This window comes from Actinosynnema sp. NPDC050436, assembly GCF_040655415.1.
In the GTDB taxonomy this organism is placed as follows: Bacteria; Actinomycetota; Actinomycetes; order Mycobacteriales; family Pseudonocardiaceae; genus Actinosynnema.
In genome coordinates this window covers 591,640-608,177 of the sequence record NZ_JBFAJV010000002.1, presented here as the reverse complement: position 1 = coordinate 608,177, position 16,538 = coordinate 591,640, and the positions used below count along the sequence as shown (strand labels likewise).

Here is a 16,538-nt window from a genome sequence, read left to right as displayed (position 1 = left end):
CCGGCCGGGTCCGCGTGGACCCGGCCGGCCGGTCTCAGCTGGTCGTGAAGACCACGTCGACCCAGTAGTGGTTTCCTTGGTAGCTGTTCGTCGGGAACCCGGAGCCGACCTGGTAGAGGCCGTTCGGGGCGCCCTCGGCGGTGGCCGGCGAGGTGAGCGGCGGCGAGGTCGCGGTGTAGCCCGCGAAGTAGCCGTGGTTCACCGCGTAGTGGCCGTTGGGCGCGGTGTAGGAGGCCACGTAGGTCGTGCCCGCCGTCACCGCCAGCGGCGTGCCGAAGGTCAGCGTCTGCCAGCCCGTCGCCGTCTCGTTGGCGAACGTGCCGGTCTTGAGCGGAACCCCGTCGGCCGACCACACCGTGCCGGTGTGGGTGCCGGTGTTGCCGGTGCCCTTGTAGAACTTCACGCCGGTGACGAACCCGTTGGCGGACGGGGTGAACCGCACGCCCAGCTCGTACTGGCCGTTGTCGTCGGCGGACGGCACGGTCGGCAGGGTCGCCGCGCTGAACAGCGAGCACGGGCACGTCTGGCCGGTGGCGGCGGTGAACGACCACGTCAGCGCCGTGGCCATGATGTTGCCGCCGGTGTCGGCCGCCCGCACGCTCGCGGTGTACTTCGTGGTCGCCGCCAACGGCTTGGCGGGCGTCCACAGCACCGTCTGCTGGTCGGCCGAGCGGGTCAGCGTGCCGTCGAGCTTCGCGCCGCCGGGGTCGCTGACCGAGAACTGCGTGTTGGTCAGGTCGACCGGCTCGTCGAAGCTCGCCGTCACCTGGGTGGTGAGCGGCACGTCGACCGCGCCGGTCAGCGGGGTGTGGCCGGAGCTGACCGGTGCCGTGGTGTCGGCGTTGGGCGTGTAGACGACGTCCACCCAGTAGTTGTTGCCCTGGTGGGACGTGGTCGGGAACCCGCCGCCGGTCTGGAAGACGCCGTTCGGGTTGCCCTCGCCGGTCTGCGGCGCGGTCAACGGCGGCGCGTTGATCCCCGTCGCCTGGAAGTAGCCCTGGTCGATCGCGTAGTGGCCGTTGGGCGCGAAGTACGACGCCGTGTAGACCAGGCCCGGCGCGACCGTGACCGGCTGGGCGAAGGTCAGCGTCTGCCACCCGCTCGCCGTCTCGCCGGTGAACGTGCCCGTCGCCAGGCGCACGCCCGCCGAGGACCACAGCGACCCGGTGTGGGTGCCGGTGTTGCCCTCGCCCTTGTAGAACTTCACGCCGCTGATCTGGCCGCTCTGCGTCGGGCTGAACCGCACGCCCAGCTCGTAGGAGCCGCCGTCGTCGGCCGACGTGGTCGTCGGCACGGTGGCCGAGCTGAACAGCGAGCACGGGCAGGTCGCCGTCGTGGACGTGGTGAACGACCAGGTCGCGGCGGACACCATCGCGTTGCCGTTCACGTCGGCCATCAGCACGTTCGCCGCGTACCGCGTGTTCGGCTTGAGCGGGCCGGCCGGCGTCCAGGTCACCGTCTTCTGGTCACCGGAGAGCGCGACCGTGCCGGTGAGCTTCGCGCCGCCCGGGTCGGTCAGCCAGATCTGCGTCGACGCCGGGTCCATCGCCTCGGAGAACACCAGCGACAGCGAGGAGTTCAGCCCGACGTTCGTGGCGTCCGTCCCCGGCGTGCGGGTGGTGAGGGTCGGCGGCGTGGTGTCGCCGTTGAGCCCGTTCTTGTAGATCACGTCGACCCAGTAGTTCGCCGCGTTGTACGAGGACGTCGGGAAGCCGCCGCCCGCGCCGTAGCGGTACAGGCCGTTGACGCCGTCCGTGCCGTTGGCCAGCGCGCGCATCGAGCCGTAGCCGGCGCTCTGCCCGTTGAAGTAGCCCGGCGTCACGGCGTAGTGCCCGTTGGGCGCGTAGTAGGAGACCACGTAGGTCGTGTTCGCCTGGACCACGACCGGCGAGGCGAACGTCAGCGTCTGCCAGCCCGAAGCGGTCTCGTTGGAGAACGTGCCGGTCGCCAGCAGCAGCCCGCTCGCCGACCACAGCGAGCCCTTGTGGGTTCCGGTGTTGCCCGCGCCCTTGTAGAACCGGACGCCCAGCACCTCGCCCTTGCCGTTGAAGCGGACCTTCGTGCCCAGCTCGACGGCAGTGGCGTCGTCGGCGCTCGGCGTGGCCGGCGTGGCGAAGTCGTCCCAGATCGTGCACGGGCACGTCGCCGGGCGGTTGGCACCGGTGGTGAAGCCGAACGTGTACTGCGCGGTCTGGTTGCCCGCCGCGTCCTTGACCCGGACGGCCGCCGTGTAGGCGGTGCCGGCGGTGAGCGCCGCGTTCGGCGTGAACTGGGCGGTCTTGCCGTTGCCGGTCACCGACGTGGTGCCGGCGACGGCGACGCCGCCCGGACCGGTCAGCGTGAACTGGAGGCTGCTCGGGTTGACCGCCTCGTCGTAGGTCGCGCTCAGCGTCGGGGTGAGCCCGACGCTGGCGGCGCTCGCCAACGGGCTGGTGCTCACCAGTTCCGGCGCGCGGGTGTCGGGGCCGGGGTCCGGTGCCCACACCACGTCGACCCAGTAGTTGCTGTCGTCCTGCGACTCGCGGTCGGGGAAGCCCGCGCCGGAGCGGAAGACGCCGTTCTTGCCGTCCACGCCGCTCTGGAGGCCGGTCAGCGGCTCCAGGTACTTGGAACGGCGGCTGAAGTACTCGGTGTCGGCCGAGAAGTGCCCGGTCGGCGACACGTACGACACCACGTAGGTGGTGTTGCCGGTGACCGCGACCGGCACCGGGAACAGCAGGGTCTGCCAGCCCGACGCGGTCTCGTTGACGAACGTGCCGGTGGCGAGCTGCTGGCCGCCGGCCGTCCACAGGGTGCCGGTGTGCGTGCCGGTGTTGTTGGGGCCCTTGTAGAAGCGGACGCCACGCACGTAGCCGTTGGTGTTGGAACGCCACTTCACGCCCAGCTCCAGCGCGGAGCCGTCGAGGATGTCGGGCGTCTTCGGCGTCTCGGTGGCCGCGAAGATGCCGCACGGGCACGTCCGCGCCGCCACGCCGGGCGAGGCCGTCACGGGCGTGGAGAGGTTCAGCGAGTCGTCCACCGCGCGCACCCGCAACTGCGCCGGGCCGGACACCGAGGGCGTGTAGGTGTAGGACCAAGAGGTCTGGCCCGCCTGCCACACCGCCGGGTGCCAGCGGACGCCGCCGTCGGTGGACACCTCGATGCCGGTCACCTGGCCGTTCCAGTCCACGACCGTGCCGTTGAAGCTGTACGGCTGGCCGACGGTCGAGACCGCCGGGACGTTGTTGTAGCTCACGCTCGGGGCGGTGGTGTCGGTGATGCCGGCGGACTGCACCAGGCCGGGCATCAGCGTGGTCGCCTGGACGCCCATGTCGGCCAGGAAGTTCACCGTCGCCTGCTGCATCCGGATGTCGGAGGTCGGCGTGTTGGTCAGGAACGCGTGCTCGTCGTCCAGGCCCCACGCCCACTGCACCGTGCCCGCGCCGAACACCAGCGAACCGGACGGGTGCTTGTAGTAGGTGATCGCGTGGGTCTTGGTGTCCGGCGTGTAGTAGTCGCCGTGGTTCTGCAACACGTAGGGGCCGTCCAGCATGGCGACCGTCGTGCGGGAGAACTGGCCGACACCGGCCGGCTGGTAGCCGTTGTCCTCGACGGTGTTCCACTCGTAGCCGAGCGTGCCGGGCTGGAACGTGTACGTGGTGCCGGCGGCCATGTTCTGCAGCGACGTGTTGCGCCACAGCCGCATCTTGCCGTAGGCGGCCGGGACCTGGAGCGAGTCGTCGCGCCGGCCGTTGACGGTGAAGATGTTGCCCAGCAGGGAGTTCTCCGGCCGACCGCCGTCCTGCGGCGGGCTGTAGCGCGGGTCGCGCCAGGTGCCGGTCCAGTCGCTCAGGCCGTCGTTCTGGGTGCCCTTGGTCTCCTTGTAGCAGGCGACCGTGCGCCAGTCCGTCTGGGACGAGTCGATGCTCTTCTCCCAGCGGGTCTTCCAGAAGATCTCGTTGCCGGTCAGGAACGCCAGGTGCACGCCCGCCTCACGGGCCGCCTCGACGTTGGCGCGCTGCTCGTTCGACCAGTACTCGTCGTGGCCGACCGCCATGAACACCTTGTGGTTCTTGATCAGGTGGCCGCGACGCGCGCTGTCGACGTCCGTGGTGTAGCTGACGTCGTAGCCGTTGCGCTCCATGAAGCGGAGCATCGGGTACTCGGCGTTGAAGATGAAGTTCTCGTCGCCGTCGCCACCGGTGTACGGGCGGTTGTAGCTCACCTTGTACGCCTGGCCGCCCTGACCGGGGCCGTCACCGAAGTACAGCGAGTTGCCGCCGTAGCGGTTGTAGGCCACCCAGGTCGAGTCCGAGGTCTGGAAGAAGACCTTGGAGGTGCTGGAGTCGTCGCGGATGACGAACGCGATCTCGTTGCGCAGGCCGTTGTCGCCGCGCGTCACGCGGGCGTAGTAGATGCCCGACACCGCGTTGGCCGGCACGTTCCAGGTCAGCGACACCGCCCAGTTGCCGCAGTCGATGAGGGCGCTGGGGGTGTCGCGGAGGCACGGCGGCTGGTTCTGCGGGGTGTTGCGCGAGATCGAGTCGACCTGGCGCGCGCCGACGCCATTGTACCAGCCGAGCCGGAAGATGTCGATCGTGTAGGAGGAGGCGTTGGTCAGCATCTTGAACGCGACCTGGCCGCCGGGGGTGGAGCTGATGTCGGTGGTGTAACCCAGGATGGAGTCGTCGCGCGACGACACCTGCCAGTCCGGGGTGCCCGGTTTGGTGTTCTCGCAGAGCACCTTGTTCACCACGGGCGCGTCACACGGGGCGGCGTTCGCCACCGGCGCGGTGAGGAGGACAAGAGGAGTGACGCAACCGGTCACCATCAGTGCAGCACACAGGGCCCTTACAAGACGTCTTGCCGGCGACGCCATCGACCACTCAACTCCTCGAACGCACTCCGTAGCGCGGCCGTCACTACTCCCCGTAGTGCAACCTTGTTGCTCCGAACGTCGCCTGAACCTGTTAAGCCGTTAGCCCGGTGGAGATCTCATTTGGATGACAATGCCGAACCCCGGGGCCGAAGTTACTCTGTGTAATCACGCCGGGCATGACGAGGCCCGGTGGCCGGGCCCTGCCCCCGGCCACCGGGTCTGCCGACGCCGACCGCTCCCTGCTAGGCGGTGGCGGCGTTCAGCGCTGCGACGACCTCGTCCTGCTCCTCGTCGGTCAGCCCCACGAAGTGCGGCAGGAGGATGTGGTCCGCCGCGACCGCCTCCGTCACCGGCAGCGACGGCGTGGCGTCGCCCGCGTGGTACACCGGCTCCAGGTGGCACGCGGTGATGCGCCGGGTGGCGACCCCGCGCTGCGCCATCGCGTTCATCACGTCGATCCGGGCGTGGTCGGTCAACCGCACCAGGTACGACTGGTAGACGTGCCCGAAGCCCGCCGGCTCGTGCGGCAGGACCAGGGACCCGTTGCCCGCCAGCAGCTCGTCGTAGCGGGCGGCCAGGGAGCGGCGGGTCTTGACGACGTGGTCCAGCTTGCCCAGCTGCACCACGCCGACCGCTGCCTGGATGTCGGTCATCTTGTAGTTGAAGCCGACCTCGTCGTAGCTCTCGGCGATGACCGCCGTCGACGTGTGCCGGGTGAGCGTGGAGATCGAGGCCGCGTGCGCGCGCAGCGCCTTCAGCTTCGCCGCCACCTCGGAGTCGTCCGTGGTGACCACGCCGCCCTCACCGGTGGTGAGGATCTTGCGCGCGTCGAAGGAGAACACGGTGATGTCGCTGATGGTGCCCAGCCGGACGCCGTCGATGGTCGCGCCGTACGCGGGCGCGGCGTCCTCGACCAGGTGCAGGCCGTGCTCGCGCGCGATCTCGCGCAGCGCGTGCAGGTCCGCCGGCAGGCCGATCTGCGACGCGGGCATGATCGCCCTGGTGCGCGGCGTGATGAGCTTCTCGACGTGCGCCGGGTCGATGTTGTAGGTGCGCTCGTCGATCTCGGCGAACACCGGCGTGGCACCGGTGTAGCGGATGGAGTTCGGCGTCGCGATGAAGGTGAACGACGGGCAGATGACCTCGTCGCCCGCGCCGATGCCCAGCGCGGCCAGCGCGAGGTGCAGGCCGGTGGTCGCGCTGTTCACGGCCACCGCGTGCTTCGCGCCGACCTGCTCGGCCACCAGCTCCTCGAACTTCGCCGCGCGCGGGCCGACCGACAGCCACCCGGACAGCACCGCCTCGGCGGCGGCGTCGGCCTCCTCCTGGCCGACGTAGAGGCGGGTGATCGGGATCATGCCTTGGCTCCTTGCAGGTTGGGGTTCCCCTTCGCGGTCTCGACGCGCCACCACTCGACGAGGTTCTGCAACCCCTCGTGCAGGGACACCGTGGACTCGAAGCCGAGCTTGGCGCGGGCGGACTCGGTGCTCGCCAGCCTGCGCGGCACGGCGTTGACCTTGCGCTCCGGGCCGTGCTCGGGCTTGAGGTCGCTGCGGCCCATGACCTCCAGCAGCGCGTCCGCGAGCTGGGCGAGGCTGGTCTCGGTGCCGGAGGCGACGTTGAACACCTCGTCGGACACGTCGCCCTTGGCCGCCAGCACGTTCGCGCGGGCGATGTCGGAGATGTAGACGAAGTCCATCGTCTGGCTGCCGTCGCCCAGGATCAGCGGCGGGGTGCCGGCCTCGATGCGCTCCATCCAGCGCACCAGCACCTCGGTGTACACGCCGAACACGTCCATGCGCGGGCCGTACACGTTGAAGTACCGCAGGGCCACGTAGTCCAGCCCGTACATCTCGTGGAAGCTGCGCAGCAGGCCCTCGTTGTAGACCTTCGCCGCGCCGTAGAGCGTGCGGTTGGCGTAGGCGTGGTGGCTCTCCTCGGTCGGGAACACCTCGGCCAGGCCGTAGATCGACGCGGACGACGCCGCGACGACCTTCGACACCTTCGCCTCGACCGCCGCCTCCAGCACGTTGAACGTGCCGGTCGCCAGCACGTCGTGCGCCAGGCGGGGCTCCTCCGCGCACTGCGTGATCCGGATGGCGGCCTGGTGGAAGACCAGGTCGATGCCGTCGGTGGTGGCCTTGACCAGGTCCACGTCGCGCAGGTCGCCCTCGACGAACTTCACCGCGCCGGCCGCGAGCGGGGCCGCGAGGTTCTCCATCCGACCGCGCACGAGGTTGTCCAGCACGACGATCTCGGCGACGCCCTCGTCGAGGAGCTGGTCGGCGATGGTCGAGCCGATCAGGCCCGCACCGCCGGTGATCAGGACACGTGCGTCACGCAGGTTCACGCTGATTCTCCATAGTGGAACGCCGGGTTCTCCAGGTAGGTCGCCAGGCTGGGGTTGGCGCTGTCCTTCGCGGACAGCGTCGGGTTCTCGACCGGCCACGGCACGCCCACGTCCGGGTCGTCCCACGCGAGCAGGCCCTCGGCCGCCGGGTTGTGGAAGCCGGTCGTCTTGTACTGCACCTCGGCGACCTCGGAGAGCACCGCGAAGCCGTGCGCGAACTCCGGGCCCATCAGCAGCTGGGTGCGGTTGGCCGCCGACAGCTCGATGCCGAACCACTTGCCGAACGTCGGCGAGCCGACCCGGATGTCGACCACGACGTCCCAGATCGCGCCGACCGTGCAGCGGACCAGCCGGTGCTGCGGGGCCAGGCCGTTCTGGAAGTGGAAGCCGCGCAACACGCCCGAGGACGACCGGGAGTGGTTGTCCTGCACGAAGTCCAGGTGCAGGCCGTGCTGCTCCCAGCGCCGCTTGCTGTAGGACTCGAAGAAGAAGCCGCGCTCGTCCTCGAACCACTCGGGTTGGACGACGAACACGCCCTCGATCCCGGTCGGCGTGACCGTCATGTCCATGCCCTGCTTCGGGGCCGCTACCCCAGTCATGCAACCGCCTCTTCCAGGTTGGCCGGGCGCACGTCCCGGACCGTGACAAACTCCCCGCCGGCCGCCAGGCTGGCCGACGCCGCCTCCAGGGTGGCCAGCACCCGCAGCCCCGACCACCCGTCGGTGAGCGGCGCGCGCTTCTCCGTGATCGAGGCGGCGAACTCCGCCATCACCCCGCGCAGCGCCTCGCGCTCGGGCAGGGCGGGCGCGACGGTGGCCCCGCGCCGGTAGGACACGATCGCCTGCGTGCGCGCCTCGTCGCCCTCGATGACGTCCGCGCCCCGGTCGTGCACCGACACGCGCTGGACGACGTTCAGGTCGTCCCACACGATGGTGCGCCGCGAGCCGCCCACGATCATGGTGCGGATCTTGGTCGGCGACAGCCAGTTCACGTGCACGTGGGCCAGCACGCCGTCGGACAGCTCCAGCGTCAGGTGGCCGACGCACGCGCGGCCCGCGCCGATCGGGTCCGAGCCGTGCGCGGAGACCCGCGCCACGTGCACGCCGTCGGGCAGGATCGCGTCGAAGATCGACAGGTCGTGCGGCGCGAGGTCCCAGAACACGTCCACGTCGGGCTGCACGAGGCCGAGGTTGACCCGCACCGAGTCGAGGTACTGCACGGTGCCGATCTCCCCGCCGCGCACCAGCTCCCGCAGGTGCTGCACGACCGGCGTGTAGACGAAGGTGTGGTCGAGCATCAGCGTCAGGCCCCGGTTCTCGGCCTCCCGCACCAGCTCCAGGCCCTCCGCGTAGCCGGCCGCCAGCGGCTTCTCCACCAGCACGTGCTTGCCGGCGCGCAGCGCGGCCATCGCCACCGGCAGGTGGGTGGCGGCCGGCGTGGCGATCGCCACCGCGTCCACCGCCGGGTCGGCCAGCACGTCGTCCAGCGAGCCGGACACCCGCACGGTCGAGTAGTCGCCGAGCACCCGGTGGGCGCGCTCGGTGTCCAGGTCGCACAGGTACCGCAGCTTGAGGCCGGGGGTGGCCTGGGCGTTGCGCACCAGGTTGGGCCCCCAGTACCCGGCACCGATGACGGCGACGCCGATCGGCTGGTCCATCTCGCTCCTCATGTCAGTAGGCCCCCTGACCGCCGAAGACGGCGCGGAAGGTCTTCCACAGGATCAGTGCGTCCAGCGCCAGCGACCAGTCCTCGACGTAGCGCAGGTCCAGCCGGACGGATTCCTCCCACGACAGGTCGCTGCGGCCCGAGACCTGCCACAGGCCGGTGAGGCCGGGCTTGACCATCAGGCGGCGGCGCACGTCGGGTGCGTACCTCGCGCTCTCCTCGGGCAGCGGCGGCCGGGGGCCGACCAGCGACATCGAGCCGGTGAGCACGTTGAACAGCTGCGGCAGCTCGTCCATCGAGTAGCGGCGCAGCACGCGGCCGACCGCCGTGACGCGGGGGTCGCGCTTCATCTTGAACAGCACGCCCGCGCCCTCGTTCACCGACTCCAGCTTGGCGCGCAGCGCGTCGGCGTTGGTGACCATGGTGCGGAACTTGACGATCGTGAACGGCTTGCCGCCCTTGCCCACCCGGCGCTGCTTGTAGAGCACCGGCCCCCGGGTGTCGACCATGATCGCCACGGCGACCGCGAGCAGCACCGGGGACAGCAGCCCGAGCAGCAGGAACGAGCCGACCTTGTCCACCATCGCCTTGATCACCCGGCGGAAGCCGGTGAAGGACGGCTCGGTGACCCGCAGCAGCGGCATCCCGAGCACGCCGGTGACGTGCAGGCGCGGGCCGGCGAAGTCCATCAGGGCGGGCGCGACGACCATCTCGGTGCCGGTGCCCTCCAGGTCCCAGGCGAGCTGCTGGAGCCGGCGCGGCGTCCAGTAGGCGTCCGGGGTGACCGCGACGATCCGGTAGCCGCCCCGGCGGACCTGCTCGGCGAGCTCGCCGAACCGGCCGACCACCGGGATGCCGTCCAGCTCGACGCCGATCTCCGCGCGGCCGTCCACAGTGCACACCGCGTCGACCCGCCAGCCCAGGTGCGGCGCGCGGCGGGTGCGCGAGATGAGGTCCTGGACGGTGTCGACGTTGCCCGCCGCCAGGACCGGCAGCAGGCACTTGCCCTCGCCCCGGGCGCGGTGCAGCGGCCTGCGCAGCGCGTAGCGGACGGGGAACGCCACCAGGGCGATGGCCGGGCCGACCACGAAGACCCACAGGCGCGCGCCGGGCATCCCGGCGGCCAGCGCGCCCAGGCCGAGCGCGACGACCGAGCCGAACAGGCCCCGGCCCAGCCGGCGGAACTCCTCCGCGCCCTGGCCGAGCACCGTGGTGTTCCACACCCGGTTCAGGAACAGCGAGCCGACCACGACCGCGACCGTGACGGCCTCCAGCGCGAGCAGCGGCAGCGGGCCGAAGGTCAGGTGGTTGGCGGACAGCACGGCACCGGCGAGCACCACCACGAGCACGGTGCACACGATGTCGGCCGCGATGACCCCGTACCGGTAGGCGGGCTCCCACGAGCTGACGGTGGGATGGGTGGTGCGGTTCGTCGTCGTCACCCCCGCGACCGGTCTGCGGCGCGTGGGTTGGACCTGCTCGCTCATCGCTGTGCTCCCCCGGTTGGGCCGGTTCGGACGTGCAACATCGCAGGGCATCCCCGACGGACCCGCGTGTGGTGTGGTGGCAAATGTGCGGCCGGCGTTTTTTCCCGCCTGCACAAACCGTCATTCGTCCGGCCAGGGCGGCGCGTTACACACACGGTGAACAGCATCCTCGACCGGGATTCAACCTGCCACGCGACCGTGCACACAGGTGCACCGCCGCGTGACGTGCGGTTACCAAACAGGGGTCGGAAAAAGTCCTGGAAGTGGCCGGTCGGGACCGTCCACAGTGACCGGCGGACCGGCCCAGGCACGATCGGGGAGATCCATCGCTCCCGGAGCCCGCCGCGTTACACCCCCTTTTCGACTGCGCTCGAAATCGTGCGCGGAGAGTCCACAAAGGGTCGGAATGCGCCAAGTCCGGCGGGCTCGGGTGGCACCCCGCCATCACCCATTCACGGACCGGAGGCGACTATTCGGCGCAACGGTCCGGGCACTTCCGGTGACGGGCGGGCCGAATGCCCCGCCAGGACTGCGGGCCGGAGTGACCCAATTCACTTCGGGGTTACCGAGGGGTGGTGTACGGGGTGACGGCGATCGGCGGGGCGGGTGGCGGGCCCGACGGAGGACTTGGCCTGCGGGTCGGCTCTCGTCGGGGTTGACGCGGGCGTTCGCGAGGTGATCGAGTTCACGCCCCGGGGGCGGGGTGCAGGCCGGGTGGCAGCGGGAACGCCGGGCGCGGTGCGGGCAGGACCCCTCTAACGGTTCGCAACCAAGCGGGCCTTCTCGTCGCCGACCGCGATGACGTCGTTGTGGTGCAGCTGCGCGCCCCGGCGGGACTCGACCCGGCCGTTGACGGTCACGTCGCCCTCCTCCACCAGCTCGCGCGCGTGCGCGCCGTTCTCCGCCAGGCCGGCCAGCTTGAGGAACTGGCCCAGCCGGATCATGTCGTCGGCGATCTCCACTTCGCGGATGCGCATACCGCAATCATCGCCCAACGGCACGGGACCGGCCGCACGTGCTCCCAGGTGGCGTGGGGGTCGGCGTAATCCTGGCGGGTGATCAACGAGGGCGCGGGTGTCGGGGGCGCGGGTGCCTGCGCGTCGCCGAAGTGTCGGCGAGCCGGCGGGTGGCCGGGGTGGAGATCGGCGGACCAGGCCGTTGACGTGCCCGGACCCGCCGGGTGCCAACGGTCGCCGGGTCCCGGGACGGGTGCCGCCGGGGCCGGGTTCGGCCGGCCGGGGGCGTGGCGCGCTCTGGACACGCCCCTGGATGACCTGTCGGACGCGGCTGATCTGCGGGATGCTGGGCGCGTGTGGGATGTGGAACGCAGTTCGGGGACGGAGCACTCGGCGGTCGCCGAACACGTGCTGGAGGAGACGGCCCCGTTCAGCGGGCACTTCGAGGACGAGCCGGAGTGGGTGCCGGGGCGTCGGCACGTGGAGGTCGAGAAGGACTGGAACGGCCCCCTGGTGCGCCCCTACGCGTGGACCGGCGGCCGGACGACGTCCGACTACGACCTGCGGTTGGAGACGCTGGTCTCGCTGGAGGAGAACGGCATAGCGATCGCCATGCGCAGCACCGGGCCGGAGCAGCGCTCCATCGTGGAGCTGTGCGCGCACCCCCGGTCGGTGGCGGAGGTGTCCGCGCTGCTGACGCTGCCGCTGGGCGTGGTGCGGGTGCTGCTGGGCGACCTGATCACGCTGGGCGTCCTGGCGATGCACGAGAACGCTGCGGCGGCCGGCGGGCCCGACATGGGGCTGCTGGAGCGGGTGCTGAACGGGCTGCGCAACCTGTAGGGATGGGTGGCGGCGGGACCGGAGCGCTGGAGTGAGAGCGCTGGGCTAGGAGCGGGTGGCGACGACCTCGTCGTGGAGTTCGCGGAAGACCGAGGCCAGGTCGGACAGCTGGTAGTGCGCGTTGAGGCCGCTCGGGTTGGGCAGCAGCCAGAGCCTGGCCCCGGCAATCGGCTCGGGTTGCGGACCCACCCGGGCGGTGCGCCTGGCGAACGCGGTGCGGTAGGCGGTGATGCCGACGACCGCGACGAACCTCGGGCGCTGCGCCGCCGCCAGGTCGGTGAGGACCCGCGCGCCCTGGCGGAGTTCCCCGGCGGACAGCTCCTCGGCCTTCGCGGACGGGCGGGCCACCAGGTTCGTGATCCCGAGACCGAACCCGGGCAGCTCGTCCTGCTCGGCCGGGGTGAGCCGGCGCGGGGTGAACCCGGACAGGTGCAGGGCCGGCCAGAAGCGGTTGCCGGGGCGGGCGAAGTGCCGGCCCGTCGCCTCGGAGAGCAGGCCGGGGTTGATGCCGCAGAACAGCACGTCCAGATCGGGCGCGATCACGTCGGGGATCATCGGATGACCACCGGGGTGGCGTCGACCGACGGCCTCGCGGCTACCGGGTGCGCTCGGGGGCTCGGCGTCATGGGGCGACTCTATGCGGAGGGCGGGTCCGGGGTTCCGTCGTCTTCGCGTTCCTGCTGCTCCTTGCGGTCTTTGAGGCGCAGGGCGACCGCGACGGCGAGGGCGGCCAGGATCAGCGCCCCGACGACCCACGCCCAGATCGGTACACCGCTGTCCTGCTCGGGGGTGGGGGCGGTTGCCGTGGGTCGGCTGGAGGCGAAGGCGGAGACGGTGATGACCGACTGGCCCGTGGTGGGTCCCTCGCCGGTGGGTGGGGCCGGGAGTGAGGTGGCGGGGGCGGGGGCGGGGGCGGGGGCGGAGGTGGGGATGGGGGCGGGGGTGGGGGTGGCGGCCGGGGAGAGGGTGAAGGTGGTTTTGCCGTCGACGTAGTCGCCGTCCAGAGCCACTACCTGCCAGGTCAGCGTGTAGAGGCCGGGCGGGGTGCCCTTCGGGGTGACCACGGCGGTCAGCGTGCTGCCGGACGCGCTGATCTCGCCGGTCTGCCACTGGGTGTTGTCGGGGGCGGCGACGGTGATGGTGGCGCTCTCGGCGGGCACCGGTTCGCTGAACGTGAGCGTCAGCGACGTGGGCGCCTGGTGCAGGACCGCCCCGTCGGCCGGGTCGCCGGCGAGCAGTTCGGTGTGGGCGGACGCCGTGGGGGCCACCGCGAGCACGGCGAACGTGGCCAGGAGTGCCGAGAGCGCCAATCGCTTCATAGCGGACAGTTGTACCCGGATCAGCGGGGTGGCGGCTGCCCCTGATCGTCGCCCGGGTTGTTCCGGTCGGGGTTGTTCTGGTCGGGGCTGTTGTTCTGGTGTGGGTTGTTCTGGTTGGGGTTGTTCGGGTTGCCGCGTTGGCTGCGGATGTTGCCCTTGATGATGCTGGTGGCGGTGCCGTTCGAGGCGACCAGCACGACGGTGTCGCCCTTGGCCAGGCCGGACGTGCCCTTGCCGCCGTTGACGGTGGTGTTGTCGTCGATCTTGTATGTCTGGGTGTAGCCGTCGGTGCTCTTGAGCGTGATGGACGAGTCGCCCAGCTCCGTGACCTCGCCATTCTGGAACTCGCCGTGGGCCGTGTCGCCGAACGGGCCCGGACCCATGAGCATCATGCCGGGGCCGCCGTAGCCACGCGGGCCGCCCATGCCCGACTGCGCCGCCTCGGAGTTGCTCGCGGCGTAGATGACGCCGCCCCCGGCCGCGGCGATGCCCACGGCGATGGCCGCCGCGACCACGATCTTCCGGCCGGACCAGCCGGGGCCGGGAGCGGCCTGCGGCGTCGGTTCCTCACCCCAGGTCGGGTTCTCGGTTTCGGTAGTCATGCGATCGACCGTGACGCGTGAGTCTGTGCGTGGGCTGTGCGGTTGTTGGGGTGGGGCTGTGTGTGGCGGGGAGGGTGAGAGGGAGAAGAGCGCTCGCCGCTGGGCAGGCCGCCGGGGGAGGTGGTGGGGTCGGGGGTGCGGGGGGAAGAGACGGGAGCTGGGTTGTCGTTCGGGCGGGGGGTGGGTGTTCTGCCTGGTGTGTTCACAGGTGGTACACAGGGGTGGCACAGGGTGGGCTCATGGTGGCCGGTGACGATCGGGGTATGCGCGCGGTGGGTGGTCCTGGGCTTCGGCGGGCCGACGGGAGTCCGGTTCGGGTTCTCGTGGTCGACGACGAGTCCACTTTGGCCGAGTTGATGTCCATGGCCCTGCGGATGGAGAAGTGGGAGGTCCGCACCGCGCTCGACGGGACTTCCGCCGTGCGGGTGGCGCGGGAGTTCCGGCCCGACGTCGTCGTGCTGGACGTGATGCTGCCCGACTTCGACGGGCTGGAGGTGCTGCGGCGGATGCGGGCCGACGCGCCCGTGCTGCCGGTGCTGTTCCTCACCGCCAAGGATGCCGTCGAGGACCGCATCGCGGGGTTGACGGCCGGGGGCGACGACTACGTCACCAAGCCGTTCAGCCTGGAGGAGGTGGTCCTGCGGCTGCGCGGGTTGCTGCGGCGGGCCGGGGTCGCCGAGGCGAGCGCCGGGACCGAACTCGTGGTCGGGGACCTGGTGCTCGACGAGGAGACGCGCGAGGTCCGGCGGGGCGGGGTGTCGGTCGAGTTGACCGCCACCGAGTTCGAGTTGCTGCGGTTCTTGATGCGCAACCCCAAGCGGGTGTTGAGCAAGGCCCAGATCCTGGACCGGGTGTGGAGCTACGACTTCGGCGGGCAGGCCAACATCGTGGAGCTGTACATCTCCTACCTGCGCAAGAAGATCGACGTCGGGCGCGCGCCGATGATCCACACCATGCGGGGTGCCGGGTATGTCCTCAAGCCTGCACCCTGAGCGCTGGCCGCTGCGCACGCGGCTGATCGTCGAGCAGGTGGTGCTGATCGCCATCGTGTGCGCGGGCATCGGGGTCGTGAGCGTGTTCGCGCTGCGCGACTTCCAGGTCAACCAGCTCGACCAGCGGCTGGACGAGGCGTCGCGGCGGCTGGAGCGGGGTGGGCCGCCGCCGCTGCCCGGCATGGTGCCCGGCGGGCCGCTCGACCGGCCCGGGTTCTCGCCGGGGACGATGGTGGTGTTCTTCCGGGCGTCGGGGGTCGACGGGGCCCGCATCCTGCCGGACCGGGACTCCCCCGACGAGCTGGTGGCGGACGACGTGCGGGCGCTCGCGTCGGTCCCGACCGACGCGCGGGCCCGGACCGTCCACCTCGGCGCCGACCTCGGTGAGTACCGGGTGGTGGCGGTGCGGGCGCGGGACGGGACGGTGATGGTGACCGGGCTGCCCATGTCCGATGTGGACTCCGTGGTGCTGCGGATGGCGTTCATCGTCGGCGGGGTGGCGCTGGCCGGGCTGGTCGCGGTGTCGTTGGCCGGTGCGTTGATCATCCGCAGGACGTTGCGGCCGTTGGAGAGGGTGGCCGCGACGGCCGGGCGGGTGGCCGAACTCCCGCTGCACGAGGGGGAAGTCGCGCTCGCCGAGCGGGTGCCGGCCGGTGACGCCAACCCCGACACCGAGGTGGGGCAGGTCGGGCTGGCGTTGAACTCGATGCTCGACCACGTCGGGCAGGCGCTGTCCGCGCGGCACGCGAGCGAGACGCGGGTGCGCCAGTTCGTCGCCGACGCCAGCCACGAGCTGCGCACGCCGTTGGCCGCGATCCGGGGGTACGCGGAGCTGACGCGCCGCAGCGGCAAGGACGTGCCGGCGGAGGTCGGGCACGCCATGCGCCGGGTCGAGTCCGAGGCCGTGCGGATGACGTCGCTGGTGGAGGACCTGCTGCTGCTGGCGCGGTTGGACGCCGGACGCCCGCTGGGCCGGGACGCGGTGGACCTGTCCCGGGTCGTGGTGGACAGCGTGAGCGACGCCCGGATCGCCGGGCCCGAGCACGACTGGCGGCTGGAGCTGCCGCCGGAGCCGGTGACCGTGCCGGGTGACGGGCACAAGTTGCAGCAGGTGCTGGTGAACCTGCTGTCCAACGCCCGGGTGCACACCCCGGCCGGGACGACGGTGACCACCTCGCTCGGTCCCGACGGCGACGACGTCGTGCTGGCGGTGCTGGACGACGGGCCCGGCATCCCCCCGGAGCTCCAGGGCGAGGTGTTCGAGCGATTCTCGCGCGGGGACACCTCCCGGTCGCGGGCGGCCGGGTCGACCGGGCTCGGGTTGTCGATCGTGTCGGCCGTCGTGGCGGCGCACGGGGGTGGGGTGTCGGTGGAGAGCCGGCCCGGCCGCACCCGGTTCGCGGTGCGGCTGCCGGGCGCACAGGCTGCTCACAGGCGAGGCACAACGACCGCCTAGGCACGGCCGCCAG

At 71.2% G+C, this 16,538-nt stretch carries 13 protein-coding genes; 3 read left to right on the top strand and 10 right to left on the bottom strand.

Annotated features, from left to right (window positions below; genetic code table 11):
- Nucleotides 1-34: 34 nt before the first annotated feature.
- From AB0I60_RS06920 to AB0I60_RS06890, 7 genes are all read right to left on the bottom strand, one after another.
- Complete coding sequence (locus AB0I60_RS06920) at nt 35-4,810, bottom strand: DUF4082 domain-containing protein (RefSeq protein ID WP_360726364.1); 4,776 nt, start codon at nt 4,808-4,810, stop codon at nt 35-37.
- Between the two features lie 290 nt (nt 4,811-5,100).
- Nucleotides 5,101-6,216: a DegT/DnrJ/EryC1/StrS family aminotransferase gene (locus AB0I60_RS06915; protein ID WP_360726362.1), complete on the bottom strand. Its 1,116-nt coding sequence runs from the start codon at nt 6,214-6,216 to the stop codon at nt 5,101-5,103.
- Complete coding sequence (locus AB0I60_RS06910) at nt 6,213-7,208, bottom strand: NAD-dependent epimerase/dehydratase family protein (RefSeq protein ID WP_360726361.1); 996 nt, start codon at nt 7,206-7,208, stop codon at nt 6,213-6,215. The genes AB0I60_RS06915 and AB0I60_RS06910 overlap by 4 nt, the downstream gene beginning before the upstream one ends.
- Nucleotides 7,205-7,807 (bottom strand): dTDP-4-dehydrorhamnose 3,5-epimerase, encoded by a 603-nt coding sequence (rfbC, locus tag AB0I60_RS06905; RefSeq protein ID WP_360726360.1) that lies wholly within the window; start codon nt 7,805-7,807, stop codon nt 7,205-7,207. The genes AB0I60_RS06910 and rfbC overlap by 4 nt, the downstream gene beginning before the upstream one ends.
- On the bottom strand, nt 7,804-8,865 hold the full coding sequence (locus tag AB0I60_RS06900) for a Gfo/Idh/MocA family oxidoreductase (protein ID WP_360726358.1): 1,062 nt from the start codon (nt 8,863-8,865) through the stop codon (nt 7,804-7,806). The genes rfbC and AB0I60_RS06900 overlap by 4 nt, the downstream gene beginning before the upstream one ends.
- Before the next feature lie 13 nt (nt 8,866-8,878).
- Nucleotides 8,879-10,360 (bottom strand): sugar transferase, encoded by a 1,482-nt coding sequence (locus AB0I60_RS06895; RefSeq protein ID WP_360726356.1) that lies wholly within the window; start codon nt 10,358-10,360, stop codon nt 8,879-8,881.
- Nucleotides 10,361-11,115: 755 nt separating this feature from the next.
- The gene (locus AB0I60_RS06890) at nt 11,116-11,337 is read right to left on the bottom strand and encodes an RNA-binding S4 domain-containing protein (protein ID WP_360726355.1); all 222 of its coding nucleotides are present in this window, start codon (nt 11,335-11,337) and stop codon (nt 11,116-11,118) included.
- 333 nt (nt 11,338-11,670) lie between these two features.
- Between AB0I60_RS06890 and AB0I60_RS06885 the strand changes: the two genes are divergently transcribed.
- Nucleotides 11,671-12,156 (top strand): DUF742 domain-containing protein, encoded by a 486-nt coding sequence (locus tag AB0I60_RS06885; protein WP_360726354.1) that lies wholly within the window; start codon nt 11,671-11,673, stop codon nt 12,154-12,156.
- 45 nt (nt 12,157-12,201) lie between these two features.
- Here AB0I60_RS06885 and mug read toward each other — a convergent pair whose 3' ends face one another.
- The 3 genes from mug to AB0I60_RS06870 all read right to left on the bottom strand — a co-directional run bounded on the left by mug (nt 12,202) and on the right by AB0I60_RS06870 (nt 14,077).
- Nucleotides 12,202-12,711 (bottom strand): G/U mismatch-specific DNA glycosylase, encoded by a 510-nt coding sequence (gene mug, locus AB0I60_RS06880; protein WP_360726352.1) that lies wholly within the window; start codon nt 12,709-12,711, stop codon nt 12,202-12,204.
- Between the two features lie 80 nt (nt 12,712-12,791).
- Nucleotides 12,792-13,475 (bottom strand): copper resistance CopC family protein, encoded by a 684-nt coding sequence (locus tag AB0I60_RS06875; protein WP_360726351.1) that lies wholly within the window; start codon nt 13,473-13,475, stop codon nt 12,792-12,794.
- 20 nt (nt 13,476-13,495) lie between these two features.
- Nucleotides 13,496-14,077: a hypothetical protein gene (locus tag AB0I60_RS06870; RefSeq protein WP_360726350.1), complete on the bottom strand. Its 582-nt coding sequence runs from the start codon at nt 14,075-14,077 to the stop codon at nt 13,496-13,498.
- Nucleotides 14,078-14,316: 239 nt separating this feature from the next.
- Between AB0I60_RS06870 and AB0I60_RS06865 the strand changes: the two genes are divergently transcribed.
- A complete protein-coding gene (locus AB0I60_RS06865) occupies nt 14,317-15,069 on the top strand; it encodes a response regulator transcription factor (RefSeq protein ID WP_360726348.1) in 753 nt (250 codons plus the stop codon).
- Entirely contained in the window at nt 15,047-16,525 is a 1,479-nt protein-coding gene (locus tag AB0I60_RS06860; RefSeq protein ID WP_360726347.1) for a HAMP domain-containing sensor histidine kinase, read from the top strand. The genes AB0I60_RS06865 and AB0I60_RS06860 overlap by 23 nt, the downstream gene beginning before the upstream one ends.
- Nucleotides 16,526-16,538 lie beyond the last annotated feature (13 nt).